At 59.9% G+C, this 26,387-nt stretch carries 26 protein-coding genes and 1 pseudogene; 13 read left to right on the forward strand and 14 right to left on the reverse strand.

Annotated features, from left to right (window positions below):
* Nucleotides 1–49: 49 nt before the first annotated feature.
* The 3 genes from CFE47_RS14590 to CFE47_RS14600 all read right to left on the reverse strand — a co-directional run bounded on the left by CFE47_RS14590 (nt 50) and on the right by CFE47_RS14600 (nt 2,652).
* Nucleotides 50–1,285, reverse strand: a complete 1,236-nt coding sequence (locus CFE47_RS14590; protein ID WP_286838013.1) for a type II toxin-antitoxin system HipA family toxin — start codon at nt 1,283–1,285, stop codon at nt 50–52.
* Nucleotides 1,278–1,523, reverse strand: coding sequence for a helix-turn-helix domain-containing protein (locus CFE47_RS14595; RefSeq protein WP_286838015.1), 246 nt, complete (start codon nt 1,521–1,523; stop codon nt 1,278–1,280). The genes CFE47_RS14590 and CFE47_RS14595 overlap by 8 nt, the downstream gene beginning before the upstream one ends.
* Before the next feature lie 88 nt (nt 1,524–1,611).
* Nucleotides 1,612–2,652, reverse strand: coding sequence for an alpha/beta hydrolase family protein (locus CFE47_RS14600; protein ID WP_286838017.1), 1,041 nt, complete (start codon nt 2,650–2,652; stop codon nt 1,612–1,614).
* A 160-nt stretch (nt 2,653–2,812) separates the two neighbouring features.
* On the opposite strand from CFE47_RS14600, the gene msrA reads away from it, so the two are divergent.
* A complete protein-coding gene (msrA, locus tag CFE47_RS14605) occupies nt 2,813–3,319 on the forward strand; it encodes a peptide-methionine (S)-S-oxide reductase MsrA (protein ID WP_286838019.1) in 507 nt (168 codons plus the stop codon).
* 307 nt (nt 3,320–3,626) lie between these two features.
* Here the strand turns inward: msrA and CFE47_RS14610 are convergent, their stop codons facing one another.
* The 8 genes from CFE47_RS14610 to CFE47_RS14645 all read right to left on the reverse strand — a co-directional run bounded on the left by CFE47_RS14610 (nt 3,627) and on the right by CFE47_RS14645 (nt 10,734).
* Nucleotides 3,627–4,073: a chromate resistance protein ChrB domain-containing protein gene (locus CFE47_RS14610; protein ID WP_286838020.1), complete on the reverse strand. Its 447-nt coding sequence runs from the start codon at nt 4,071–4,073 to the stop codon at nt 3,627–3,629.
* An 82-nt stretch (nt 4,074–4,155) separates the two neighbouring features.
* A complete protein-coding gene (chrA, locus tag CFE47_RS14615) occupies nt 4,156–5,514 on the reverse strand; it encodes a chromate efflux transporter (protein WP_286838022.1) in 1,359 nt (452 codons plus the stop codon).
* Nucleotides 5,507–6,451 carry a chromate resistance protein ChrB domain-containing protein gene (locus CFE47_RS14620; RefSeq protein WP_286838024.1) on the reverse strand — a complete coding sequence of 315 codons (945 nt, stop codon included), beginning with the start codon at nt 6,449–6,451 and terminating at the stop codon, nt 5,507–5,509. The genes chrA and CFE47_RS14620 overlap by 8 nt, the downstream gene beginning before the upstream one ends.
* 380 nt (nt 6,452–6,831) lie before the next feature.
* Entirely contained in the window at nt 6,832–7,149 is a 318-nt protein-coding gene (locus tag CFE47_RS14625; RefSeq protein WP_286838026.1) for a DUF6124 family protein, read from the reverse strand.
* A gap of 325 nt (nt 7,150–7,474) precedes the next feature.
* Complete coding sequence (locus CFE47_RS14630) at nt 7,475–8,725, reverse strand: flavin-containing monooxygenase (protein WP_286838028.1); 1,251 nt, start codon at nt 8,723–8,725, stop codon at nt 7,475–7,477.
* A gap of 155 nt (nt 8,726–8,880) precedes the next feature.
* Nucleotides 8,881–9,321, reverse strand: a complete 441-nt coding sequence (locus CFE47_RS14635; protein WP_286838030.1) for a type II 3-dehydroquinate dehydratase — start codon at nt 9,319–9,321, stop codon at nt 8,881–8,883.
* 13 nt (nt 9,322–9,334) lie between these two features.
* Complete coding sequence (locus CFE47_RS14640) at nt 9,335–10,315, reverse strand: NAD(P)H-quinone oxidoreductase (protein WP_286838032.1); 981 nt, start codon at nt 10,313–10,315, stop codon at nt 9,335–9,337.
* Nucleotides 10,312–10,734 carry a RidA family protein gene (locus tag CFE47_RS14645; RefSeq protein WP_286838034.1) on the reverse strand — a complete coding sequence of 141 codons (423 nt, stop codon included), beginning with the start codon at nt 10,732–10,734 and terminating at the stop codon, nt 10,312–10,314. The genes CFE47_RS14640 and CFE47_RS14645 overlap by 4 nt, the downstream gene beginning before the upstream one ends.
* A 184-nt stretch (nt 10,735–10,918) precedes the next feature.
* Here CFE47_RS14645 and CFE47_RS14650 point away from each other — a divergent pair, with 184 nt between their 5' ends.
* From CFE47_RS14650 to argE, 7 genes are all read left to right on the forward strand, one after another.
* Nucleotides 10,919–11,893, forward strand: coding sequence for a LysR family transcriptional regulator (locus tag CFE47_RS14650; protein ID WP_286838035.1), 975 nt, complete (start codon nt 10,919–10,921; stop codon nt 11,891–11,893).
* A 334-nt stretch (nt 11,894–12,227) separates the two neighbouring features.
* Nucleotides 12,228–13,745: an amino acid ABC transporter permease/ATP-binding protein gene (locus CFE47_RS14655; protein ID WP_286838037.1), complete on the forward strand. Its 1,518-nt coding sequence runs from the start codon at nt 12,228–12,230 to the stop codon at nt 13,743–13,745.
* Between the two features lie 26 nt (nt 13,746–13,771).
* Nucleotides 13,772–14,644, forward strand: coding sequence for a phytanoyl-CoA dioxygenase family protein (locus tag CFE47_RS14660; protein ID WP_185703994.1), 873 nt, complete (start codon nt 13,772–13,774; stop codon nt 14,642–14,644).
* Nucleotides 14,645–14,672: 28 nt separating this feature from the next.
* Nucleotides 14,673–15,503 (forward strand): ABC transporter substrate-binding protein, encoded by an 831-nt coding sequence (locus CFE47_RS14665; RefSeq protein WP_286838039.1) that lies wholly within the window; start codon nt 14,673–14,675, stop codon nt 15,501–15,503.
* A 53-nt stretch (nt 15,504–15,556) separates the two neighbouring features.
* The gene (locus CFE47_RS14670; RefSeq protein WP_286838041.1) at nt 15,557–16,288 is read left to right on the forward strand and encodes a class II aldolase and adducin N-terminal domain-containing protein; all 732 of its coding nucleotides are present in this window, start codon (nt 15,557–15,559) and stop codon (nt 16,286–16,288) included.
* A 9-nt stretch (nt 16,289–16,297) separates the two neighbouring features.
* Nucleotides 16,298–16,972, forward strand: a complete 675-nt coding sequence (locus tag CFE47_RS14675) for a DUF1028 domain-containing protein (protein ID WP_286838043.1) — start codon at nt 16,298–16,300, stop codon at nt 16,970–16,972.
* Nucleotides 16,969–18,123, forward strand: a complete 1,155-nt coding sequence (argE, locus tag CFE47_RS14680; protein WP_286838045.1) for an acetylornithine deacetylase — start codon at nt 16,969–16,971, stop codon at nt 18,121–18,123. Before CFE47_RS14675 ends, argE begins: the two co-directional genes overlap by 4 nt.
* 40 nt (nt 18,124–18,163) lie before the next feature.
* Here the strand turns inward: argE and CFE47_RS14685 are convergent, their stop codons facing one another.
* The gene (locus CFE47_RS14685; protein ID WP_286838047.1) at nt 18,164–18,772 is read right to left on the reverse strand and encodes an HAD-IA family hydrolase; all 609 of its coding nucleotides are present in this window, start codon (nt 18,770–18,772) and stop codon (nt 18,164–18,166) included.
* Between the two features lie 93 nt (nt 18,773–18,865).
* Between CFE47_RS14685 and CFE47_RS14690 the strand changes: the two are divergent.
* A pseudogene (locus tag CFE47_RS14690) lies at nt 18,866–18,985 on the forward strand (addiction module antidote protein); the annotation flags it as partial.
* Nucleotides 18,986–19,127: 142 nt separating this feature from the next.
* Here the strand turns inward: CFE47_RS14690 and gudD are convergent.
* Together gudD and CFE47_RS14700 are read right to left on the reverse strand one after the other, a co-directional pair.
* Nucleotides 19,128–20,453, reverse strand: a complete 1,326-nt coding sequence (gene gudD / locus CFE47_RS14695) for a glucarate dehydratase (protein ID WP_286838049.1) — start codon at nt 20,451–20,453, stop codon at nt 19,128–19,130.
* A gap of 19 nt (nt 20,454–20,472) precedes the next feature.
* Nucleotides 20,473–21,834: an MFS transporter gene (locus CFE47_RS14700; protein ID WP_185704011.1), complete on the reverse strand. Its 1,362-nt coding sequence runs from the start codon at nt 21,832–21,834 to the stop codon at nt 20,473–20,475.
* 339 nt (nt 21,835–22,173) lie between these two features.
* Here CFE47_RS14700 and CFE47_RS14705 point away from each other — a divergent pair, with 339 nt between their 5' ends.
* From CFE47_RS14705 to CFE47_RS14720, 4 genes are all read left to right on the forward strand, one after another.
* A complete protein-coding gene (locus CFE47_RS14705) occupies nt 22,174–22,884 on the forward strand; it encodes a FadR/GntR family transcriptional regulator (RefSeq protein WP_286838052.1) in 711 nt (236 codons plus the stop codon).
* 5 nt (nt 22,885–22,889) lie between these two features.
* A complete protein-coding gene (locus CFE47_RS14710) occupies nt 22,890–23,585 on the forward strand; it encodes a tRNA (adenine(22)-N(1))-methyltransferase (RefSeq protein WP_286838054.1) in 696 nt (231 codons plus the stop codon).
* Nucleotides 23,586–23,613: 28 nt separating this feature from the next.
* Entirely contained in the window at nt 23,614–23,913 is a 300-nt protein-coding gene (locus CFE47_RS14715; RefSeq protein ID WP_185704017.1) for a DUF3144 domain-containing protein, read from the forward strand.
* Nucleotides 23,914–24,257: 344 nt separating this feature from the next.
* On the forward strand, nt 24,258–26,315 hold the full coding sequence (locus CFE47_RS14720; RefSeq protein WP_286838056.1) for a methyl-accepting chemotaxis protein: 2,058 nt from the start codon (nt 24,258–24,260) through the stop codon (nt 26,313–26,315).
* The last annotated feature ends 72 nt before the right edge of the window (nt 26,316–26,387 follow it).

The raw sequence follows: 26,387 nt of genomic DNA on the forward strand, positions 1-26,387 counted from the left end.
ATCAGCGTTGCAAAAACGCCGCTGGCCTCGCGCGTTCAAACAGGCACGTTCACTGCGGCTCAATACTTCTCGCTAGCCCGGTGGCCCAAGCAGCGGCCATCTTTTCGCCTACCGCCTCAAACGCTGGGTGGGTGTCTCGGTAGTCCGATAGCTCTGCCATCGCACGATTCATGCCGCGGTGTACGTTGGCGAGTAATTCGTTGCAACGGGCCTCTGACAAATTGCACGCGCTGCGCCCAAACTGGACCAGCATCTTGCGCTTTGGCCAAGCCTTCGAGCCGCCGAGCAACAGGCCCATAATGTCGTTCACCTGATACACCGTGGTCGTCACGAGGTCATAAGCTGGCGCAAGTCGAATATCGGCATCTTCGGCACAGTCCTCATAGAGCAACCCGAAGTTCTTCAAATGCCCATCACCATTCTGGAGAGCCGCCGAGAGCGCCACCATCATGAAGAAGTCTTCCAGTGCCTTGGTCACCCTGGAAGGGGAGACGTAGGTCTTGATGAGCTTCGCGCAGCCCTGGTAGCTGCCGTCGTACTTCTTATCTGTTCCCCATCCGGACAGCACGCACATATCCTCAAACCCGAGGTAGGTGTTGTCACCGATGTCGAACCGTTTTACCACCAGAAACCGACCGTGCTCGCTTAGCTGGCATTCAGGTACTTCAAGACCGGTATGAAAGGCTGCGCGCATGCAGAAAAATTCATTGGCTGCGAGTTGCGCGAATTCTGAATCATTAAAGGCTTTCACCAAGTGCGTGGCGCCACGATGGGTGAGGCGCGCAACGGCGGAATCCGTATCGCCAATGTCGCGCACCAGTACCTTCGGTTGAACGCCCGAAACACCTGAGTAGGCTGCATAAGTGTTCATCAGATCGTCGAAGAGATCTTTCGCTCCGTCATACACCAGCACATCAGAGAGCTTTACTTCAGGTAACGATTCATTCGCGGTGGTGTGGGTGACGCTGATGCGACCTAACTGGTGGGGGCCGACGATACTCAGTAAAGCGAAATCGTCAAAGCCGCGCACGGACTTGCTGAAACGCCGCACGAGCTCCGCTTTGAGGTGCCCTTCGGGGAGGTGCATCTCAAACAACGGATGGACGCCATACGCCCAGGTATAACTCTCCAGGCGCACGGGCATAGTCAAGGACACCGCGTCCTTTTCGGCGACCGTTTGGTTATACGCAAACACCGAGTCTCGCTGGTTTTCTTCGCTGCGCCCAAGTATTCCGGCTGATACGCCGCTGGCGCCGATGTACAGCCGGTCGCGTTCTCTATTCATGGACGTTTTCTGTTTTCAGTTCATCGAGCGTTCTACGTCGACGCTTAGGCGTCGCGGTCAATTCGTATCCCAGCCCCTCTAGGATTGCGGCCACCTTACGGATCCCCACCTCAGGGATAGTGTTGTTCTCGATCCCCGAGATAGTTGCGCGGCTCATACCATGCCTAAGCGCGAGCTGGCTTTGTGAAAGCCCAGCCGCCTTACGCAGGTTTTTGATCAGGAGACCTAAGTCATCCATATAAATTGCATCCTATACAGTGCGTTTTCTTTGGTTTTTCTATTTATGCATCGTATTTGATGCGATTTGTCTTGGGTAGCCTTTTCTTTTACTTCGGCGTTGCCCTACTTAGAAAACCGCTGATCAACTCAATAATCTGCTGCTGAATCACCGCCCGTGGTCGCGCACCCTCACCATCCCGGCAGATCATGCCGTCGCCCGGCGAGCTTTCTTCAATCAACGCCACCGCACCGGGCTTGCAAATCGGCATAAAGCTGAAGTGGGTCGCATCGCCGATCTCCACATATTGGGTCGATGCTTTGGGCATGCGCTTGACCATGTGTGCGGACTCCAGATTTGGGTCCATATCGTCCGTCGGCACACCGCCTGCGATCACCAGCGCTGGAACCGGCAGTGCAGCCAGGCTCGCGTCGGTGAAGCCGCGTGACAGGCCCAGGTCCAGGGAAACAATGGCGGTGACGCGCTTGTCGCTCAAGTCAGCGGCGAGCTGGGCCTTACCGGCAGGCGTACTGGCTGGGTTCATCTCGTGGTATCCAATGCAACCGCCCAACTTTGGGTGCGCGTTGCAGTCGCGGCTGAACAGCTCGGGGTCGAAGCGCGCACCGCCGATTTCCAGCACGGTCCAGCCACCGAGGGAGTGGCCGATTGCGGCAATCCGGTTTTTCGCGACCGCGCCAAATTGCTCCGGCTTGGCCAGCACGGCGTCGATTGCGCGGCTCAGGTCGGCGGGGCGTTGCCATAGCTGTGCCGCAGCCTGCGGGCTGCGGTCTTTGGTGGTCGTGCCGGGGTGGTTGACCGCCGCCACGATATAACCCTGATGCGCCAAGGCACTGGCCAGCCACACCTGCTTGCCCCAATTACCGCCGTAACCGTGAGAAAGCACGACCAGCGGATGCTCACCGGCAGCCGGTGGCGCGTCGGGCACGCCGAGGGCACCGACGAAGACGGCGTTGTCGGCGATCAACTCGGGTTTGGCGGTGGTGGTGGCGGGGTACCAGACGGCCAGCTCCAGCGGGCGGCTTTGTGCGGGGTCGGGCAGGGCGGCGGTTTTGAAGCCGACGGGGCTTTCGGCAGCGAAAGCGGGAGTGGTCAGGCAAAACAGGAACAGGGCGCGCAAAGCGGTTTTCATTGTTGTTATCTTCCTTGATTTGGGTGGCGCATCATTACCTGAAACCTTTCGTCTGGGTATCCCCCTGTACTCACTTAAATACAGTGCCAATGTTCACCCTTGGTATCGGCCAATACAGCCCTATAACTACCTCTGTATCCATTAATTGGAAGGACAAACCATGACCAACCCAACCGAAACCGCCATCCTTGCCGGCGGCTGCTTCTGGGGCATGCAGGACCTGTTGCGACGCTACCCCGGCGTACTGCACACACGCGTCGGCTACACCGGTGGCGATGTCCCGAACGCCACCTATCGCAACCACGGTAACCATGCTGAAGCGATAGAGATCGTGTTTGACCCGGCGGTGATGACCTACCGGCAGATACTTGAATTCTTTTTCCAGATCCACGACCCGAGCACGCCTAATCGGCAGGGCAATGACCGTGGGCCTAGCTATCGTTCGGCGATTTATTACCTGAGTGAAGAACAAAGGGATGTGGCCGAGGACACGGCTGCGGATGTCGATGCGTCGAAGTTATGGCCGGGGCGCGTGGTGACAGAGATTGAACCGGCGGGCCCGTTTTGGGAGGCAGAGCCGGAGCATCAGGATTATTTGGAGCGGGTGCCGAATGGGTATACGTGCCACTTTGTGCGGCCGGGGTGGAAGTTGCCGAAGCGGGGTTGAGGGGGGTACAGAGAAAGGGGGAGTCGGTGCGAATCGGGGAGGAGGGGTGAATGTCCGTCTTCTTAAATTTGCGTCATCGTGACGGCGGCTGGGGGCGGTAGTGGGTGGTCACGACTGGCTGCTATCGGCCAAAAGCAGCCGTCCGCTCAGCGCGCGAGGGGACAATGACCTGCCGGCTCGGTAGTCGATGTTTAGCCTCTTTAAACTCCTATCTAGAGGCCTATTAGAGCCGGCCAGCATGCCAAGGAATAGCCGCACCATCGCAAGCTCTTCAGCCCTTCAAGGTCAGTCACCGGCCGGGTTTTTGTTAGCATCGTACCCAGCAAAAGATGGAGGAGTACTCGGCGCGATTCACGTAGAGCGCGTCATACATGATCAGACCGTGCGCCAGCATTTCATGGTCGTCGGCAAAGCGCCGCGATAACCCTAGCGAAATCGCGTACAACCCCGCCAATTGCGGGGTCAGATTCAGGCGAGAGGTATCAGCACCACGCACGATCCTGGCTAGTTGCTGCAAAGCAGGCTCGCTGAGTTGGTACTTTTTCAGGAATGCATCGAAGCTGCATAGCTCGCCCTCATGGGTCAACTCACCGCCCGGAATGTCGTAGGAGGTTGCATCTTTCTCCGCTGCAATCCGCAGCACATCAGCGCTGGGCACGTATAAAAACTCGGGCTGGGGATCGATAAAGCGAGAGATCAGCCACGGACAAGCGATGCGGTCGATCTTCGGTCGTTCACGGGTAATCCACCTCATGGAACACCTCCTGCCTAGCTCCGTAGGCTGGGTCATCTGGCGAGCGCAGTGCTCGCCAAAGACTGCTATTCAAATCGTGCTTTTACCGCAACAGGTGCACTGCCAAGCCGACGAGTGCACAGGCCATCAGCACCTGAATGACGCCCCGTTTGAAGCGGAACAAGGCAATTGCCGCCAAAATGGCGATCAGCGCAGAGGGCCAGTCGAGGTGGCCGCTGAAGCCTTTCGGCCACAGCACGTGATAGCCGAAGAAACAGGCCAGATTGAGGATCACTCCAACCACCGCCGCAGTGATGGCGGTAAGCGGTGCAGTGAACTTGAGTTCGTTGTGGGTCGATTCCACCAGCGGGCCACCGGCGAGGATGAACAGGAACGAGGGCAGAAAGGTGAACCATGTCACCAGGCTGGCCGCGACAGCCCCGGCCAGAAACACCTGATCGGCGCCGAACACTTGTGAGACGTACGCTCCAACAAAGCCGACGAAGGCCACCACCATGATCAGCGGCCCCGGTGTGGTTTCCCCCAGTGCCAAACCGTCGATCATCTGGGTCGGGGTAAGCCAGCCATAGTGACCGACCGCGCCTTGATAGACATACGGGAGCACAGCGTAGGCTCCACCAAAGGTCAGCAACGCGGCCTTGGTAAAGAACCAGCCCATCTGGGTCAAGGTGCCTTCCCAGCCAAAGAGCGCGGTCAGGATTCCCATCGGTAACGCCCACAGCGCTGCGCCGATGAGGGCCAGCAGCGCCAGTTTCATCCAGCTGAACCGCGCATGTTCCGGGGACGGGGTGTCGTCATCGATCAAGGCTGGGCCGAAGGACTTTTTGGCAGCGCTATGGCCCCCGGCTCTGAACTTCTCAGGCGCCAACCGCCCGCCGACATACCCGATTAACGCTGCCCCTAATACGATCAACGGGAACGGCACACTGAACGCGAAGATCGCGGTAAATGAAGCGGCTGCTATCGCCCACAGCCAATTATTCTTCAGAGCCCGAGTGCCAATCCTATGTGCCGCCTGCACCACGATGGCCGTCACGGCAGGCTTGATCCCATAGAAGAGGCCGGCCACCACCGGCACTTCGCCGAACGCGATGTACATCCACGACAAAGCGATGAGGATGAACAGTGAAGGCAGCACAAACAACACTCCGGCGATTACTCCACCCCAGGTTCGATGCATCAGCCAGCCGATGTAGGTCGCCAATTGCTGAGCCTCTGGCCCAGGCAGCAACATGCAATAGTTGAGCGCATGGAGAAAGCGTCGTTCGGAGATCCAGCGCCGACGTTCTACCAATTCTTGGTGCATGATCGAAATCTGTCCTGCTGGCCCGCCGAAACTGATGAAGCCGAGCTTCAACCAGAACCAGAATGCCTCACACAAGCTGATCGCCTCCGGCCTCGATAGATCCTCTTCAGCCGTTGATGCCAACACCTTACTCATTGGGTTGTTCCTCTTTCACAAACTCGGCGAGCAGGCCGTCGAAGATGGCGCTGGCAGCAACCAGCAAGTGGTCGTCATGGGCAATGGTTTCGCGCAGTCCTGCCAGCACGCGCTCGATGCCGGCAGCCTCCAAAGGCTGAATACCGCCGATATCGAGGTAGTGCACCAAGGCCGCGATGCGGTTCAGGCCGGGTTCTTGAAGCTCAAAACTGGCTTGCAGGGTTTCGAAGGTCACGCGATTGCCGACATGACTGAAGGTCGCACCATCGAAGTCGAAGCCCAGCGCGTCTGCTGGACAGTCATGTGGAGTATCCAGCCAGAGGATCTGGGCTTGAGGATCAATGAAGCGCCGAATCAACCAGGCACAAGCCAGACGGTCAACCCATGGACGCTTACGTGTCGCCCAGACACGACCTTGATAGTCGCCACGGTTGAGTGCCGTTATGGGCTCGTCGCGGCTATGGGGTTCATCCGCAGATAACGCTCTGCTGACTGCCGTCTCAAGCTCCTGCAAGGCTGAATCAATCTGCTCCTTGGGCTTGCCTGGGAAGTAATCGATGCTGGAAAGCTGATCGTAGGTTTTGCGCAGCTTGCGAATCTGTTTGGTGGTGGCCAATGCGTTTTCAGGATTGAGTTGCCCACGGCATTCTTCGATCTCTGCGCGTAGCTTGCTGTAGTCATCGCTACGGTCGAACAACTCGACAAAACGCTCACCCTGCGGATCGACCACCGGCAGGATGTAAGCGGTGCCATTGATGGAGAGGATGTCGCGTTCGACAGATGCCAAGACTTCACGACAGACATTGGTATCAGGCAACAAATAGGCACCATCGCGTAAAACCGCTGCACCTGAGGCCTTCAAAGCCCGCCAGGCCCGCATGCGTTCAGTGGCATTGGCAGTGGGTAAACCGAGAATCAGAGCTAACCAATTTTTCATGTAGAGTAAGGTATTTATTATGTAGTAAAAGCTACATTACTCTTGGCTTGGGCGTTTGGAAAGCTCCCATTCACAGCTAGGGTATTAGCGAGACCAACGGAAAAGGGGGCGAACACAGAGTCAATATTTGCTGTGCGAGGTAGCCTTGTGAGGGAGGCTCTCAAGCTTCAGACGTTCGGGATGAGCGTCCGCTTCTGGCCGTTAGACGCCTCTCGCAGTTACAAGGGCAAGTATTATTGCCCATCGTAGCGGCATATACGTATTCACATATCCCGACTGGAAAGCACCATGCCCCGCAGGCCCCTGAGTCGTCACAACGCAACGACGACGACTCAGAGACCTGCCGGGCAATAGACTTGACGGTCTTAGGTTTGAGCTACTTACGCCTCCCGCTCCATCAGCCTATCCATCAACAACACCCCCAACTCACTCAACTGATGAATCGCCAGCGCTACATCGCGCTGCTTGCCCGTCAAATCTTCCGACAGGTCCAGTAACAAGGCGGTAACCGAGGAGAAGGTTTCGTAGCTGTTGGTGATGAGGGTTTCGGTGCTGACGTCAGCGGCAACGCTGAATAAACACGGGAGTGGCAACGGTGGGGCGGTTTCTGAATTGAGGTAGCGATCAATCGCACGATGCGCAGCCTGATTTGGCTTCAGGTCTGGTTGGTTTGGAGGATTCGGCGTGACTTTGAACATGAGCGCAATTCCTGAGTTGGGCTGACACCGTTTCGCTACTAAACGAAAGGGTGGCAGCTGTACGCAGGTTAGTAGACCGGGGAATTACGCAAAGCCGGCGCACCCGAAGGTGCCCTGCGCACAGCCGCCATCAAGCACAGACAGGAATGTCTGATTGATGAAGCTTGTGCACTGAACGTAATTCAACCAAGGGCTACTAAACCCGATCACTGAGTTTTCAGCGACCGGGCAACCTTAGAGACGCTCACTCAAGCGCACAAGCCGGCGGATTCTGACGCAAGCGTAGGCAAAGGAGCAAGGCGCGGCCGCTTAGGACTTTCCTGTTTCACGGTTTGCTGTAGTTCATATAGTCATTCTGCAAAACAATATGATCCGCCACGTATTTGGCATCGTGCCAAACCCCATAAATAAACGACGACGCTCGGTTCACCAGGTTCGGCAACCCCAAGAAGTACACCCCACTCTGCGCCGAGATCCCGCGTTTGTGGAACGGCTCGCCTTTCTCATCAAAGGCATCCACCTTCAACCAACTGAAATCAAACTTGAAACCCGTCGCCCACAGAATTGTGGTCACGCCCGCCGCCGCCAGGTCCAGGCTCAGGATCGGCTCAACCAAACACTCTGGGTCAGGCAACAACTCCCATGCGGAAGGCTCCAGCGGAAACGGCAACCCGTTGGCCTCGATATACGCATCTGCATCGCGCAGCACATCAAAATACGCACGATCGCCTTCGGCTACGTTCTCCACCAGGCCGGGTTGGAACGTCATCACGCCGTCGTTCCACTCCTGGGTAACGCCCACCAGGTTGATGCCCTGATGCGCCAACCGGCGAAAGTCCACGGTCTTGCCTCCTTCATAACCACTCACTGCAAACGCTACGTGCTTTTTCTTCGGCTGGATTTTGACCTCATCCCACAAGCCCAACGCCCCCAACCACCAGCAATAATCGCGGCCGCGATAGGCGCGGGGAGGGCGGTAGTGTTCGCCCACGGAGAGGTACACGGTCTTGCCGGCTTTTTGCAGTTCTTCGGCGATTTGCGAGCCGGAGGCGCCGGCACCGACGACCAGCACGGCGCCTTCGGGCAGTTGGCTGGGATTTTTGTAGGCAGAGGAATGCAGCTGATGCAATGGTGCGCTGGCCGGCACGATGTTCGGGATGGATGGGCGTTGGAACGGGCCCGTCGCGGCGACCACGTTGGCAGCGTCAAACTCGCCAGCCGAGGTGGTCACCTTGAAGCCTGGGCGGCCAACGTGGCGTTCCACTGATTGCACGTCCACACCGGTGCGTACCGGTGCCTGCAACTTGTCTACATAGGCTTCAAAGTAATCGGCCATGCGCTCTTTGGGCGGGAAGGCTTCCGGCGAGATGCCTTCGAATTTAAGGCCGGGAAAGCGGTCATGCCAGGCCGGGCCGTTGGCGACCAGCGAGTCCCAACGCTCCGAGCGCCAGCGCTCGGCGATGCGGCTGCGCTCCAGCACGATATGCGGCACGCCCATCAGGGACAGGTGCTCGCTCATGGCCACACCGGCCTGGCCTGCGCCGACCACCAGGGTGTTGATTTTTTCGACTGACATGGGCGTTTCCTGGAAGGTTAGAGATTGTTCAGCAATACCGGATTTCCCATGTGGGAGCTGGCTTGCCTGCGATAGCGGTCTGCCTGTGGATGAGATGCCAACTGACCCACTGCTATCGCAGGCAAGCCAGCTCCCACATTTGATCGGCTGTGTTTTCACGAGGTGAGCAACTCAGCCACGGCGGTGAGTGCCAGTTGATAACCCAACACTCCCAACCCGGCGATCACACCGGTGGCAGCCTTGGAGACGTAGGAGTGATGCCGAAAGCTTTCGCGCTTCCAGATGTTGCTCATATGGGCTTCGATGATCGGGCCGTCGAACGCCAGCAGCGCGTCGAGGATCGGCACCGAGCTGTAGCTGAGCCCGGCGGCGTTGATCACGATGGCGTCGGCGTGCAGGCGCGCTTCCTGGATCCAGTCCACCAACATGCCTTCGTGGTTGCTTTGGCGAAAATCCAGGCTCAGGCCCAGCGTGGCGGCGAGGCTTTGGCAGCGTGCTTCGATGCTGGCAAAGCTTTCGCTGCCGTAGGTGCCGTGCTTGTCCAGCCCGTAGAGGTTGGCGTTGGGCCCGTTGAGGAAAAACACGCGATGGGTCATGGGGCTCTCCAGTTTATTGGGCGACGGTCAGCACGACTTTGCCGACATTGGCGTTGGCTTCGAGCAGGCGATGGGCATCGGCGGCCTGGCACAGCGGCAGTTGCGCGTGGAGCTGCGGCGCGACCAGGCCGGATGCCAACCAGGGCAACATGCGCGAGCGAATGCACACCGCCAGCCGGGCTTTTTCTGCGTGGCTTTTGGGGCGTAGGGTCGACGAGGTAAGGCTGAGATTCTTGCGCATCAGCACCTGCAAGTCCAACTCGATGTTGGCGCCTTGCAGGAACGACAAGCTCACATGCCGCCCACCCATCGCCATCGCCGCCAGGTTGCGCGCCACGTACGGGCCGCCGACGTTATCCAGCACCACGTCCACGCCGCGCCCTTCGGTGCAGTCGTTGACCACACAGGCGAAGTCATCGAGGTGGCGATCAATCGCGCGCCACACCCCCAGTGCTTGCAACATCGCTACCTTGTGCGGCCCGCCAGCGGTGGCGATCACCCGCGCACCGGCGGCATGCGCGCATTGCACGGCAAAGCTGCCGACGCCGCTGGCGGCACCGTGGATCAACACGGTGTCGCCACTGCCCAGGCGGCCCAGTTCGAACAGGTTGTGCCACACCGTAAAGGCCGCTTCCGGCACCCCGGCGGCAGCCTCCAGCGACAGCCCCGCAGGCACCGGCAAGCAATGGGCGGCCTGGGCGACGCAGTACTCGGCGTAACCACCGCCATTGAGCAGCGCCATCACGCGGTCGCCCACGGCCAATTCATCTACGCCACTGCCCAGTGCTACCACGATGCCGGCGGCTTCCAGGCCCAATATATCTGGGGTGCCAGGCGGTACCGGCGCGCCGTTGCGCTGCATCAGGTCGGGACGATTGACCCCGGCGGCCACAACGCGAATCAACACTTCGCCAGCCTCGGCTGTCGGCACCGGGCGCTGCACAAGCTCCAGCACCTCGGGCCCACCCGGCTCGCGAGCAATGACGGCTTTCATACGGTCCAGTCGTCCGGCACGACGGCGATCACATCGATCTCCATCAACCACTCTGGCTGGCCCAGGCCCGAGATCACCAAACCGGTGGAGATCGGGAATACGCCCTTAAGCCATTTGCCGACTTCCTGGTACACCGGTTCGCGGTAGCGCGGGTCGATCAAATAGGTGGTGGTCTTGACGATATGGCTAAGGTCACTGCCGGCTTCTTCGAGCAGTTGCTTGACGTTTTTCATCGCCTGTTCAGCCTGGGCACGCGGGTCGCCAAGCCCCACCAGGTTGCCCTCGAAGTCGGTGCCGATCTGGCCGCGCACATAAATGGTATTGCCCGCACGCACGGCCTGGCACAGGTCGTTGTCCAGGCTCTGGTTGGGGTAGGTCTGCTTGGTGTTGAACATGCGGATGCGGGTATGGGTAGGCATGACTAATGGCTCGTCGGAAGCGGGATAAAACCAGCTTCACACCGCCATCGTTCTAGCGAAACCAGCATTTATGCGGGGTAGTGCTTAGGAAAAACCGAACCCCGTACCCCTCATCGGTTGGCACTATTACCCGGCATGAACCGTGCAATGTTGCCGGTACAGTCATTGTTGAGGTGAAGGCGTAATGCTCAGTCGTATTACTCAGCGCCAACTGGAATATTTTGTCGCGTCCGGCGAGGCCGGCAGCATCAGTGCTGCGGCGGAACGCATCCACGTGTCATCACCGTCGATCTCGGCGGCAATCACGCATATGGAGGCGGAACTGGGCATCCAGCTGTTTATCCGGCACCACGCCCAGGGCATTTCGCTGACGGCGGTGGGGCGGTTGGTGATGCAGGAAGCCAAGTTGATCCTGGAGCAGATGACCAACCTCTACACCATCGCTTCCGAATCGCTGAACACCGTGCGCGGGCCGCTTCGGGTCGGCTGCCTGGAGTCGCTGGCGCCGATGATCACTCCGGAACTGGTATTCGGTTTTGGCCGTGCGTTTCCCGGCGTACGGCTGACCCAGGCCGAGGGCAACCACGAGGAACTGCTGGAAAAACTGCGCAGCGGCGAGCTGGATATCGCCCTCACCTACGACCTGGTGACCAGCCCGGACATCGACTTCCAACCCCTGGCGCAGCTGCCGCCTTATGTAATGGTCGGCGAGTACCACCCGCTGGCGAGCTTGCCGGCGGTGAGCATGCAAGACCTTGAGGCCTACCCGGTGGTGCTGCTCGACACGCCCTGGAGCCGCGACTATTTCCTCAGCCTGTTTATCCAGGCCGGCACCACGCCGAACATCATCATGCGCTCCACCAACCTCGAAACGGTGCGCGCCATGGTGGGCAACGGTATTGGCTATTCCTTCGCGAATGCACGGCCAAAATCCAACATGTCCCAGGACGGCAAGCGGGTGATCCGCCTGCGCCTGGCGGGCGCCCATCGCGCCATGCAACTGGGCTACGCCACGGCCAGCAACACGCAGCTGTCGCGCGTGGTGTCGGCGTTTGCCGAGCGTTGCCGCATGTTTGTCTCCGACCAATACATCCCCGGCATGGCGCCGCCGAGCTTTTTTGACCCGCATGCGGTGCGAGTGATGAGTGAGGTGGGTTGAAAGCGCACCAATAAGTGGCGTGTGCGGTGTGCTGGGTTTGCCTGTGCACCATCTTGGCTGGTGCGCACGATCCCAGAACAACGGAGATCAAAAATGTGGGAGCGGGCTTGCTCGCGAATGCGCTGTATCAGTCAGTACATCAGTCACTGACAGACCGCATTCGCGAGCAAGCCCGCTCCCACATTTGATCTTCGTTCACCGGGTTTCTGCGTGGTTTTTGGCTGCATAGGTTCTGCCTACCCAGTGCCCCGGCTTTTACGAATTGACCCTTACCCCCTCCCGCCACGACTCTCAACCCATCGATGTAGATCAACTTATTCAGGGCACAGCGACGATGACATTCGACTGGAATTACATGTTTGGTTTGCTGGGCGATGCCGAGTTCTGGCGTGCGACGTGGACGGTGATCAAGCTCAGTACTTTGACCTGGATATTGAGCATCGCCCTCGGCTTTCTGCTGGCGCTAGCCAAGCAATCCAAACACGGCCTGCTCAGCGTGCCGGCCCGTGGCTACATCTGGTTGTTCCGCAGCCTGCCGTTGTTGGTGCTGCTGATCTTTATCTATAACTTGCCGCAAGCATTGCCGGGTACCTCGGCGATCTTGGCCGACCCGTTCTGGTCCGGCCTGCTGGCCTTGGTCATCTGCGAGACCGCCTACGTCGCCGAGATCCATCGCGGTGGCCTGCTCTCGATTCCCAAGGGCCAGGGCGAAGCGGCGCGGGCATTGGGCCTGAAGTTTTTCGGCACCCAATGGCGCGTGGTAATCCCCCAGGCGCTGCGGGTGGCCTTGCCCTCGCTGGCCAACGAATACATCTCCATCGTCAAGCTCACCTCCCTGGTGTCGGTGATCTCCCTCACCGAAATCCTGATGGTCGGCCAGCGCTTGTATTCGCAAAACTTCCTGGTGATCGAAACCATGGCGGCGGTGGCGTTTTTCTACGTGTTTATCGTCACCGTGTTCGACTTTTTGCTCAAACGCCTGGAGCGCTTTCTCGACGTCAACCAGCGTAATGTCTCCCGCGTGCCGGATGCCGAAGTGCTGGCATTGGCCATGCAACAGCGCACCGCGTTGCAGCGCCCGGTCACCAACGGCGAACCTGCGTTGCAAGCGGCACGGCTGCACAAGGCCTACAACGATATCGAGGTGCTCGGCTCGGTGAATCTGCAGATCCAGCCCGGTGAGGTGGTGTCGGTGATCGGCCCGTCCGGCTCTGGCAAGACCACGCTGATCCGCTTGCTCAACGGCCTTGAGCAACTGGACAACGGCGAGATCAGGATCAACGGCCAGCCGTTCATTCACCTGAACAAGGTCGGTGCGCAGAAGCCCCAGTACATCGAACACGCCGAGCACCGCCTGAACATCGGCATGGTGTTCCAGAGCTTCAACCTGTTCCCGCATTTGAGCGTGCTCGACAACCTGCTCATGGCGCCCAAATACCACCGCCTGGGCGCAACCTCCGAGCTGAAACAGCAGGCCTACGCGCTGCTGCACAAGGTCGGCATGCTCGACCACGCCTGGAAGTATCCGCACCAGCTGTCGGGCGGTCAGCAGCAGCGCGTAGCCATCGCCCGCGCCCTGATGATGCGCCCGCAAATCATGCTGTTCGATGAGCCCACCTCGGCGCTCGACCCAGAGAAAGTCAACGAAGTGCTGCAAGTGATCGAAGCCCTGGCCGAGGAGGGCATCACCATGGTGATCGTCACCCACGAGATGAACTTCGCCTTCAAGGTCTCCGATCGCATCGTGTTCATGGAGAAGGGCCGCGTGGTCTGCGACGACACGCCGAGTGCCTTGCGCAGCGGCCACAACCCACGCGTGGAGGCGTTCCTCAAGGACGTCTCGCTGGCGTGACCTCTTTAACGTTCAGGAAAACTAAAATGATCTCGCAATCGCACATCGAACAATTCCAGCGCGACGGTTTCTTGGTGGTCGAAGACGTGTTGTCGCCGGACGAAGTCGCCGCCCTGCAGCACGATTTCGACCAGTGGGTAGAAGAAAGCCGCCGCCATGATCAGGGTTGGGGCGCCACCGTGGATGGCCGCGAGCGCTTTGACCTGGAGGGTGACCACCGCGCCGATCACCCGTCGCTGCGTCGGGTCAGTTCGCCCACCGAGATTTCCCCAGCGTATGAGCGCGTGGCGTTGCAGTCGCGTATGGCGGCGATTTCCGCGCAGCTTATTGGCGGTAACGGCGCGCGTTTTCACCACAGCAAGATCAACTCGAAACTGCCCCACACCGCGACGCAGGTGAAGTGGCACCAGGACTTTTTGTTCACCCCCCACAGCAACGACGACATCGTCACTGCCTTGTTGATGGTCAGCGAAGTGACCCCACAAAATGGCCCCTTGAATGTGATTCCCGGCAGCCATAAGGGCCCGCTGTGGTCTCACTGGCAGAACCAGCGCTTCACAGGTTCGGTGGACGATGCCGTCGTCGCAGAACACTGCCAACAGCCGGTGGCCTGCTACGGCCCGGCCGGCTCGGTGTGCTTCATGCACACGCGTCTTTTGCATGCTTCCAGCCCTAACGAGACCGAACTCCCGCGCACTCTGTTCATCAGCGTATACGCCGCTGAAGACGCGCTGCCATTCGGCGAAAACCCGTTGCCCAGTGCACACGCCGGCCTGTTGGTGGCCGGTGAAGAGAGCGGCTTGGTGCGCTCCACGGACAACCACATGCGCTTGCCGCAGAAACCCCGTGGCGCCTCGTTCTTCGTGCAACAGGCCGGACAAGATTCAGCCACTGCCTAACTTCCCTAAAACCTTGCGGGTAAAAACCATGACAGCGTTTCGTATGCGTGTTCGTCCCCTTGCCGTCTGCCTGATGGGCGCAGCGGTTGCAATGACCTCGTTGGCGGCTTCGGCGTTCCAGCAGGAAGGCAAGATCATCGCCGGTTCCGATGTGACCTTCTTCCCTTATGAGTACATGGATAACAACAAGCCGGCAGGTTTCGATATCGAGTTCATGGACGGCTTGGGCAAGGTGATGGGGCGCAAGGTCGAGACCCTCGACACGCGCTTTCCCAACCTGATCACCGGCCTGCAAGCCGGGCGTTTTGATGTGACCAACTCGTCGATGTACATCACCGCAGAGCGGGTGAAGGTCATTGACATGATTCCGTATCTGAAAAGCGGCGAGTCGATCCTTACCCTCAAGGACAACGCCTTCCAGCCCAAGACCCCAGAAGAATTCTGCGGCCACAAGATCGGCTCCATGGGCGCTACCTCGTGGCTGGCGCAGATGAACAAACTGTCGGCCGAATACTGCGTGGCCAAGGGCTTGAAACCGATCCAGATCAGCGAGTACAGCACCGACCCGCAGACCACCCAGGCCCTGTTGGCTCACGCCGTTGAAGCGCAAATCACCGACGCCGCCGTGGCCCGTGGCGTGATCGACAAGCTGGGCAGCCGCGTGGTGATTTCTTCCGACACCCTCATCTATCCAGTGCTCAACGGCTTTGGCGTGAAGAAGGGCAATGACACGGTGAAGAAAGCCCTGCTCGACGGCCTGGAAAAATACCGCGCCACCCCGGAATACGCGGCCTTGCTCAAGAAGTACAACTTCCAGGCACCCACCGATGCCGACATCGCGGCGCTGATGCCGCAGTAAGCCTACAGCGCGTGCCGCAGCCCGCTGCGGCCGCGCCCTGCGGAGACCGATTCATGGCGTTATCCCACGAAGAACAGACGCGCATCGACCTGGCGGCGACCTTTCGCATCATCGCGCACCTGGGCATGCACGAAGCGGTGGCCAACCACTTCAGTGCCGCCGTGTCGACCGATGGCAAGCAGTTTTTGCTCAACCCGAAGTGGAAGCACTTCTCGCGTATCCGTGCCAGCGACCTGCTGTTGCTGAATGCCGATGACACGTCCTGTGCCGATCACCCGAACGTGGACTCTACCGCCTGGTCGATCCACGGGCAGATCCACCGGCTGTTGCCGCAAACCCGCGCGGTGCTGCACTTGCACCCGGTGTACACCACGGCGGTGGCATGCCTGGCCACGCCGCATATCCCGCCTATTGACCAGAACACCGCACGTTATTTCAACCGCGTAGCAGTGGACGAACTGTACGGCGGCATGGCTGATACCGAAGCCGAAGGTGCACGCCTGGCCGGGCTGCTGGACGGCAAGAGCCGCCTGCTGATGGGCAACCACGGCGTGATGGTGACGGCATCGTCCATCGGTGAAGCATTCGACGATATCTGGACCCTGGAACGCGCCTGCCAGATCCTCGTCACAGCGTGGTCTACCGGGCAGCCGTTGCGGGTGTTGTCGGATGAAGTGGCGGAAAAAACCGCACGCGGCTGGGAAGGTATCGCGGACTTTTCGCGCCAGCACTTTGAAGAAATGAAGCAGTTGATGATCGACGCTGACCCTTCCGTGCTCGACTGAGGAAACCCCATGACTTTTTCCGTTGTCGCCCGCTGCGCTGAAACCGGCCAGTTGGGTATTGCCATTAGCTCGTCGAGCATTGCCGTGGGTGCGCGTTGCCCGTGGTTGCGGCCGGGCGTGGGCGCGGTGGCGTCGCAGAACATTACCTTGCCGAGCCTGGGGCCGCAGGGACTGGACTTGCTCGAAAGCGGCATGGCGCCCAGTGAAGTGTTGGCCGCTCTGGCGGGACAGGAACACAGCGAGTATCGCCAGGTGACGGTGATTGATCGCCTGGGGCGCACGGCACATTTCAGTGGTGCCAAGACCCTTGGTATTCATAGCGCGGTCAGCGGTGAGCAGTGTGTCGCAGCGGGCAATATGCTCGCCAATCCTGGGGTGATCGAGGCGATGGTGAGGGCGTTTGAAAACGCACCGGGGCATCTCGCCGACCGGCTGCTTGCGGCGATGCACACCGGTCAGGCTCACGGCGGTGAAGCGGGGCCGGTGCATTCGGCGGCGCTGATCGTGGTCGACGACTTGCCGTGGCCCATCGTCAACCTGCGCGTCGACTGGGCTGATGAAGACCCCATCGGCGCACTCGACCAACTCTGGCAGGCCTATCGCGGGCAACTGCAAGACTACATCGACCGCGCCCTCAACCCGCAGATCGCGCCGGGTTATGCGGTGCCGGGAGATGACCGATGAACAGTCGCGAGTTGCTGGCGCAACTGGTGCGCTTCGACACCACCAGCCGCGAGTCCAACCTGGCGTTGATCGACTTCGTGCGCACCTACCTGCAAGACCACGGCGTGGCCTGCGAACTGGTGTACAACGCGCACAAGAGCAAGGCCAACCTGCTGGCGACCATCGGCCCGGCGCATGTGCCGGGCGTCGTGTTGTCCGGGCACACCGATGTGGTGCCGGTGGACGGTCAGCGTTGGAGCGTGGCGCCGTTCGAACTCACCGAAAAAGACGGCAAATTGTACGGTCGGGGCACGGCGGACATGAAGGGCTACATCGCCTGTGTATTGGCCTGCGTGCCGGCGCTGGTGAAGGCGCCGCTGCGCATGCCGGTGCATATTGCGCTGTCTTATGACGAGGAAGTGGGTTGCCTGGGCGTGCGCTCGTTGATCGAAAGGTTTCACGGTCAACCCGTCAAGCCGCTGCTGTGCGTGATCGGCGAGCCCACCGAGCTCAAGCCGGTGTTGGGCCACAAAGGCAAGTTGGCGGTGCGCTGTGAAGTGCACGGCGCGGCGTGCCATTCGGCGTATGCGCCGTCGGGTGTCAACGCCATTGAATACGCGGCGCGTTTGATCAGCGAACTGGTGCGGCTTGGCGAAGGGCTCAAGACGCCCCAGCAGCTGGATCAACGTTTCGATCCGCCGTTTTCCACGGTGCAGACCGGAGTGATCAGCGGCGGCAAGGCGTTGAATATTGTCCCGCAAAACTGCAGCTTTGATTTTGAAGTGCGCGCGTTACCGGCCCAGGACCCTTGGCAGGTTGCGCAGCAATTACAGCGTTATGCCGAGCAGACCTTGCTGCCCGCGATGCAGGCAGTAAGCGCGCAGTCGGCGATCACTTTCAGTGAACTGTCCAGCTATCCGGGGTTGGCTACGTCGCTGCAAAGCCAGGCTGCCGAGTGGGTTGCGCGGTTCTGCGGCTCCCAGGAATTCGGCACCGTGGCCTTCGGCACCGAGGGTGGCCTGTTTGATCAGGCGGGTATTCCCACGGTGGTCTGTGGCCCCGGAAGCATGGAGCAGGGGCATAAGCCGGACGAATTTATCAGCGTTGCACAGTTGGACGCGTGCGATCAGATGCTGGCGCGGGTGGTGGGGTTTGTGAGCGATCGTCGATAACGAGGAAGGCTAAATTGCCGACATCGCACACGATGGGCGTTCACTCGTGCACCTTGGCTAACGCGGTTGCGAGGCGACTGTCCTTGGTCCACTCCAACGCCATCCACCCCAGCGCTCTTGCTGCCAGCACATTGGCAGGCGTGTCATCCAGCAAGAGGAGTTGGTCCGGGGCAAGGCCTGAGCTATCAGTGATTTTTTCGTAAAACCCGGCATCAGGTTTTTTGCACCCCAGTGCCGCCGAATAATAGATGCCGTCACAGTACTGGCTCAGCCCCAGTTGCTCGACCAGGAACGATGCACGAAGGTGCTCTTGATTGGTCGCCAAAAACACCTTGATTCCCGCCCGACGCTGCTCGTCGAGTTCGTTGAGTAACTGCGTGTCCAGTCGGGCATCGTTTTGGAACCAGTAGGCGGTGAAGGCCTCCGTACTGACGGTCGGTGCAATACGTGCGAGCACGGGGCCCAGTTGTTCGTGCAGGTTCAATCGGCCGGTGACGATGGCCTCCCAATACGGCGCAAAGAACTCGCGCTGCAAATCCGCAGGGCTCACCCCTAGATCCGCTTGCAAAGATGACGCCCAAGGTTGGCCATCGTCGGGTCGGCCGTGAACCAGGACACCATCGACATCGACCATGATTGCTTTGATCACTCAGCGCTTCGCTCTCTCAAAGGGTGAGCCACCCTAACGCGGGTGCAGCAAAGTGCTTAATACGAAAAGCAGCTATCGAGCTGGGGAGTGGTTCTATACACGAAGCTCAAAGGCGGTTCGAAAACCCGTTATGAGACGGTCCAGAAGCTCATGCTGGCGCTGGGTGTGGAGTTGACGGTGCAGCCGATTGCGGCCCCTAAGGCGCGGACTTGAACATAACAAAGATCTAATGTGGGAGCGGGCTTGCTCGCGAATGCGGTGTGTCAGCTTGAGCATTTTTAGCTGAACCACCGCATTCGCGAGCAAGCCCGCTCCCACACAAGCCAGCATCCACATTTTATTATCTGTGTTTGCCTTATCGCACCAGGCACGGCTGCTTGTTGTTAAACGCCCAGCCCGGAATCAAAAACTGCATCGCCACGCTGTCATCCCGCGCCCCAAGGCCCATGCCTTTGTACACTTCGTGTGCCTTGGCCACGGCGTCCATGTCGATGTCCACGCCCAGGCCTGGCTTGGCCGGCACCTTCACGTAACCGCCTTCGATTTTCAGCGGTGCCTGGGTCAGGCGCTGGCCGTCCTGCCAGATCCAGTGGGTGTCGATGGCGGTGATTTCGCCCGGTGCGGCGGCTGCGACCTGGGTGAACATCGCCAGGGAAATATCGAAGTGGTTGTTGGAGTGAGAACCCCACGTCAGGCCCCACTCATTGCACATCTGCGCTACACGTACCGAGCCCTGCATTGTCCAGAAGTGCGGGTCGGCGAGGGGGATGTCCACTGACTGCAACTGGATTGCGTGGCCCATTTCGCGCCAGTCGGTGGCGATCATATTCGTGGCGGTCTTCAGCCCGGTGGCACGCCGGAACTCGGCCATGACTTCGCGACCTGAATAACCGTTTTCTGCGCCGCATGGGTCTTCCGCATAGGCCAGCACTTTGTGCTGGTCGCGGCACAGGCGAATGGCTTCCTTGAGGGACCAGGCGCCGTTCGGGTCGAGGGTGATGCGTGCATCGGGGAAGCGTTCGGCCAAGGCGGTGACGGCTTCGATTTCTTCATCGCCACTCAAGACGCCGCCTTTGAGTTTGAAGTCGTTGAAGCCGTACTTGGCCTTGGCGGCTTCGGCCAGGCGCACCACCGCGTCGCTGGTGAGTGCCTTCTCGTGACGCAAGCGGAACCATTCGTCATCGGCGTCGGCTTCGTTGCGGTAAGCCAGGTTTGTCGCGTTGCGGTCGCCGACATAGAACAGGTAACCGAGCATCTTCACCGCGTCACGCTGCTGCCCTTCGCCGAGCAAGGCCGCCACCGGCACTTCAAGAAATTGCCCCAGCAGGTCGAGCAGGGCGGCTTCCATGGCGGTGACGGCATGGATGGTGATGCGCAGGTCAAATGTCTGCAGGCCACGACCGGCAGAATCCCTGGAGGCGAAGGTGGTGCGCATCTGGTTGAGGATGCGTTGGTACTGGCCGATCGGTTGGCCGATCACCAGGCTGCGCGCGTCTTCCAGGGTTTCGCGGATGCGTTCGCCGCCGGGCACTTCGCCCACGCCGGTGTTGCCGCTGCTGTCCTTGAGGATGACGATATTGCGGGTGAAGTAAGGGCCGTGGGCGCCGCTCAGGTTGAGCAACATGCTGTCGTGGCCGGCGACGGGGATGACCTGGAAGTGGGTAACGACGGGCGTATTCATGGCAGGTTCCTAGGCAGGTTCAAAGAGGTTTGCTGATGGCGGCGCCGGTTGGCACGGCACTGGGCGAGGTCAACACGGCAGAGGGCGATGTCTTGGCAAAGAACACCAGGATCGCCGCAAGCACCGAGGTACCGGCCAGGCCATAGAGGCCACCCTGGATCGAACCGGTGGTTTGTTCCAGGAAGCCGAAAGTGGTGGGCGCAACGAACCCGCCCAGGTTGCCGATGGAGTTGATCAGCGCGATTACCGCTGCGGCAATGCGCACATCCAGGTAGCCCTGTGGGATCGGCCAGAACAGTGACGAGGCCGACTTGAAGCCGATGGCCGCAAAGCAGATTGCGACAAAGGCAAACACCGGCCCGCCGGTGGTGGACATGAACATCCCCGCTGCGGCAATCAACAGCGCTGCTGCAACCCATGCCTGCTGGTTCTTGAACTTGCCCGACAACGATGCGAAGGCGTACATGGCGATGATCGAGATCAGCCACGGGATCGAGTTGAAGAAGCCCACCTGCACATCACTCAGGTCGCCCATCTTCTTGATGATGCTCGGCAGCCAGAACGTGGCGGCGTAGATCGTCAGTTGGATGCAGAAGTACAGGACACAGAACAACAGGATCTGGCGGTCCTTGAGCAGTTTGCCGAGGGTTGGTTTGACGGTGGTCAGCGCTTCGCGATCGCGCTGTTCCTGGTCAATGGCGTTGACCAGCGCGTCTTGCTCCTCGCGGGTCATCCACTTGGCGTCGTGGGGTTTGGAGTCGAGCCAGAACCACACAAAGAACCCCAGTGCCACCGAGGCCAGGCCTTCGATGGCAAACATCCACTGCCAGCCGTGGAAGCCAAAGCCTTCGATCTGCAACAGTGCCCCTGACAACGGGCCGGAGATCAGCGAGGCAACCGCCGACCCGCTGAGGAAAATCGCGATGGCTTTGCCACGCTCCACTCCCGGCAGCCAGCGGGTGAAGTAGTAGATCACCCCCGGAAAGAAGCCGGCCTCGGCCACCCCCAACAAGAACCGCAGGATATAGAACTGGGTTTCGTTCTGGATGAACGCCATCAGTGTGGCGACGATGCCCCAGGTGAACATGATGCGAGTCAGCCAGATACGTGCGCCGACTTTCTGCAGCAGCATGTTTGAGGGGACTTCGAAGAGGGCGTAGCCAATGAAGAACAGCCCGGCACCCAGGCCGTAGGCCGCTGCGCCGATGCCCAAGTCGTGTTCCATGTGCGTGCGCACAAAGCCGATATTGACCCGGTCGATGTAGTTGAGGATGAACATGATCACGAACAGCGGGAGCACATGGCCCTTCACTTTGCTCACGGCGCGCGTGAGCACGCAATCCTGTTCTGAAGCGGCAGATGCATGGCTTGAATTAGTCACAATTCAAAACTCCCCCTGATTATTTTTATGCGGGTTTGTGTGTCTTGTTGATAGACATCATACAAGTAGGTTTCTGGAGATCGCAATGCGGTGAGCCGTGTATTTGTTCTTATAAGACTGTGTATGTAGCCTTTGTTTTGGTTATTTATCCGTTTTTATTGGGTTTAGTGAGGGTTTTGTCGGTGCGCGCCGGTCCGGATATGGTCTTGGTATCGAGGGATGCTGTTTCGACTGATCATATTGGTTGTCATACAAGTTGCTTGTTTTTTCATTCAGATCCGCCTGCTCTCTGGGCGGGTGTTAAGCTCCCATCCAGCCCAGCCCCGTGGACCCATCGCAATGCCCATTGAACGCGGAACCCCCGTCCGTAAACGCTCCACCAACCTCGCCCAAGGCGTGGTCGAGGCACTGACCCAGCGCATCCTGCTGGGGCAGTTGAAGCCCGGTGAAAAACTGCCTTCCGAATCCACTATCGTGGCCGAGCATGGCGTCAGCCGCACCGTGGTCCGCGAGGCGCTTTCAAAGTTGCAGGCGTCGGGGTTGGTAGAGACGCGACACGGCATCGGTACCTTCGCGTTGGCGCCGCAGGCGCAATCCGGGCTACGCCTGAATGTCGACACGCTCGCCAGTGTGCGCAGCATGCTCGAACTGCGCCTGGGCCTGGAGGTGCAGGCCGTGGCCCTGGCGGCGCTGCGCAGAAGCGATGAGCAACTTGTCCGCATGCGTGAGGCGCTGACTGACTATCAAGCCTCCCTGGCCAATAACGACAGCTGCGTGGAAGAAGACAAACGCTTCCACCAACTGATCGCCGAAGCGACCGGCAATACCTTCTTCACCGAAATCATGCTGCACCTGGGCAACGCGATGATTCCCCGTACGCAAGTGAAAGCTGCCGAGCGGGGCGGTGCGGACTTCGCCCAATTGGGGCAATTGGCGAACCTGGAGCATGAGGCGATCTTCAATGCGATCAAACGCCAGGACCCAGATGCTGCCCGCGCCGCGATGGTGCTGCACTTGACCAACAGTCGCGACCGTTTTTCCGGAGAGTAAGGCCGTTGAACGAACACACTTTATCCATGCGTTTGGAGCGCGTGGCGGCGAATGTGCCTGCGGGCGCTCGCCTGGCCGATATCGGCTCTGATCACGCTTACCTGCCCGTGGCCTTGATGCGCCGCGGCGCAATCACGGCAGCAGTGGCGGGGGAGGTGGCGACCACGCCCTTCCATGCCGCCCAACGTACCGTGCGTGACAATGGCCTGGAGCAGCAGGTCACCGTGCGCCTGGCCGATGGCTTGGCGGCTGTCGAACCGCACGACGGTATCACCGCGATCAGCCTCTGCGGCATGGGCGGTGAGACGATCCGCGACATCCTCGAAAGCGGCAAGGTGCATCTCAGTGGCCAGGAACGTTTGATTCTGCAACCCAACGGCGGCGAACAACCGCTGCGCCAATGGTTGATGGACAACGGCTACTCGATCCTCAGCGAAGAGCTGTTGCAAGAGAACCGCTTTTATTACGAGATCATCGTTGCCGAGCGCACAGGGCCGGTGCTGTACAGCGCCGAAGAGCTGTATTTCGGTCCCTTGCAAATGCAGGCGCGAAGCCCGGTATTTATTGCCAAGTGGCAACGGATGTTGCGCCAGAAACACAAGACCCTGGCCAGCTTTGAGCAGGCACGGCAGGCGGTACCGCCAGAAAAACTGCAAGAGATTACCCAGCAGGCCAGTTGGATCACCGCGCTGCTGGCTTGATACACCTTTATTACCAAGGAACCCTGCAATGGCCGACGCCACAGACCAAGCCTTCTACGACCGCGCCGATGCGCATATCGAACTGTCCAACGAGCAGCTCAAGACCTGTGAAAACCTCGGCGAGGTCAGTGCCTCGATGATGTTCGGCACCACGCGTTTCAACGCCTGGGCCAGTGCACGAAACTTCAAGTCCGGCGCGGAAATGGCCGATGCGCGTGAAGCGATGTTGAAGTACTTCTGTGATCAGTACCGGATGATGCTGGAGGACAACCTGGATGATCACATCAATAATTTCAGCCGGTACATGCTCGCAAAGACACCCGAATAAGCAGACCTGACGAGGTCGAAAATGTGGGAGCTGGCTTGCCTGCGATGGCGGTAGGTCAGTTAGCCCGTTTTTTGCTGACCCACCGCCATCGCAGGCAAGCCAGCTCCCACATTGGATTTGTGGTGAGGTTACAAATTGGCACTCGGTGCTGAGTGCTTTCGCCCCATTTCAGTGCGCAACCCCTGCACCTTCAGCGTGCCACCCCGCCTATCTCCGGCCTCCGCACCTGCGGCCCGTATCTTGCTTGGCCCTTCCCAATCAATGACATGGCATTTTGCCGTTAGTCATTTCAAGGCTTCGTCCTGCGGTGCATTGCGTGGGTCGTTTTTGGGGAGTGGTCGGACATGCACAGCCTTTTATCACCGGGTATCCGCCTGCTTGGGCGCTTCGGCTTTGCGCGCAAATTCCAGATCCTGTTCTTTCTGTTCATGCTGCCCCTGGCCGGCAGCCTGTGGATGATCGGTGCGGACTACCGCGACAAACTCACCGTGATCTCCAGCGAGCAGTCCGGTGTTCGCCAACTGCTGGCGCTGGATACGCTGGACGCTCAACTCACGGCCCAGCGCAACCTGGCGGCGCGCTGGAAAGCCGCGGACATTCTGCATGCGCCGACGCCTGCAGCGAAGGCGGCGATGGACAAGGTCGATGCGAATTTCCCGCTGATCCTGCAGAGCCTGCAAGCCCTCGGCGAGTCGCTGAAAACCCTCAGCGCCAGCCCAGACACCCTGGTGCGCTTCGAGGCGTTGCAAGCCACCGTCAAGGGCATGGATTCCCAATCCTTGCGCACCGTAGGGTGGTGGCCGGACGGCTATGACCGCTTCACCTCGGCGCTGACCGCGATGCAAACCCTGCGCGAGCAGATCACTCTGGACGCCGGCCTGATCCTCGACCCGTGGTTGGAAACCTACCTGCTGATGCAGATTTCCACCCAGCACACCCCTGACCTGATCGAACGCATCGGACGCATGGCCAGTGTCGGCCAATCGTCCATCGCCTCGGGGCAGTTCACCCTGCAAAGCCGCTTGCAGATGCGCGACTTGCGCGGGCGTATCGGTGACGCGCGCGATCAGTTGGCCAAGGCCGCCGCCTCGCTCAAAGCCAAGCAATATTCGGGCATGGAGCCCTGGACCACGCAGTACGACAACAGCCTGCAACGCCTGGACAGCGAACTCAAAGTGCTCGACGACGGCGTGTTCGGCGGCAGCATCAAGCTCGATACGGCAGCGTTCGAAAGCAGTGTCGATGCCATGCTCGGCAGCCTGGGCGAGCTGCGTAACAGGTCGCTGGGTTCGCTGGATGCGCGCCTGGGTTATTACCGTGACCGTTCACTGCAAAAATTTATCCCGGTGGCCGCCACCTTTAGTCTGCTGGCGTTAGCAGCGCTGTATCTGTTCATGTGCCTGCAAGCGTCCATCCGGCGCAGTGCCAGCGGCATCACCACCCTGGCTGAATCCCTGCGCGACGGTAACCTGTGTGTGGAAGTGGCGGTGGAGGGGCGTGATGAGTTGGCGGCCATCAGCACCGCGCTCAACGTGGCGGTGCTGCAGTTGCGTACCAGCCTGTTGGGCGTGAACCACGAAACACAGCAGTTGGGCACTGCCGTGCAGACCCTTAATTCGCAATCAGGCAGCACCCTCACCGAAGTCGAAGACCAGCAACAACAAATCAGCCAGATTGCTGCAGCGGCCACTCAGTTGGCGGCCACCTCCATGGGCGTCTCCCGCAGCTGTGAGCAAGCCTCGGGCAGCGCGCAGCACACCCGGCGCATTGCCGAAGACAGCAGCCGCGACAGCCAGCGCACCACGGCCAGCATCCAGCAGCTCAACCAACGCCTCACCGACACGGCCGACGCGCTGGAGCAGGTGAGCCAGCAAGGCCAGCAGATTCAATCGGTGGTCGACACCATTCGTGGCATTGCCGAGCAGACCAATCTGCTGGCGTTGAACGCCGCCATCGAAGCCGCCCGCGCCGGAGAGCAGGGCCGAGGTTTTGCGGTGGTGGCCGATGAAGTGCGCAGCCTGTCGCAACGTACCCAGGCCTCCACGGCGCAGATCGCCGGCACCGTGGACAGCCTGCGTGCGACGGTGAGCCAGGCCGTGAACCTGATGGGCGCGGCGTGCGAGCAGGCACTGACCGATGCCGAGTCCGTCACCGGGCTGGGCACGCGGTTGGGCGAGATTGCCGGCGCGGTGCAGAACGTCACCGACACCCTGGCGCAAATCGCCACGGCGGTAGAAGAGCAGGCGGCGACAGCGGATGAAGTGAGCGGCAATATCCAGCAAGTGGACCAGGCGGCGGGGCGTTTGCTGGAGGGCGCGCGAGCGGTGAACCGGGCGGCGGATACCCTGAGCAAGGGCAGCCAGGCGTTGAGTGATAACACCGCAAGGTTCCGGCTGGGTTGAGCACCCGCTCCCACATCTATGGTTCCCATACAGATGTGGGGGCCAGCGAGCTTTAGCGAGGGGGATGCCGGC

This window comes from Pseudomonas sp. PGPPP1, assembly GCF_002255865.1.
In the GTDB taxonomy this organism is placed as follows: Bacteria; Pseudomonadota; Gammaproteobacteria; order Pseudomonadales; family Pseudomonadaceae; genus Aquipseudomonas; species Aquipseudomonas cremoris.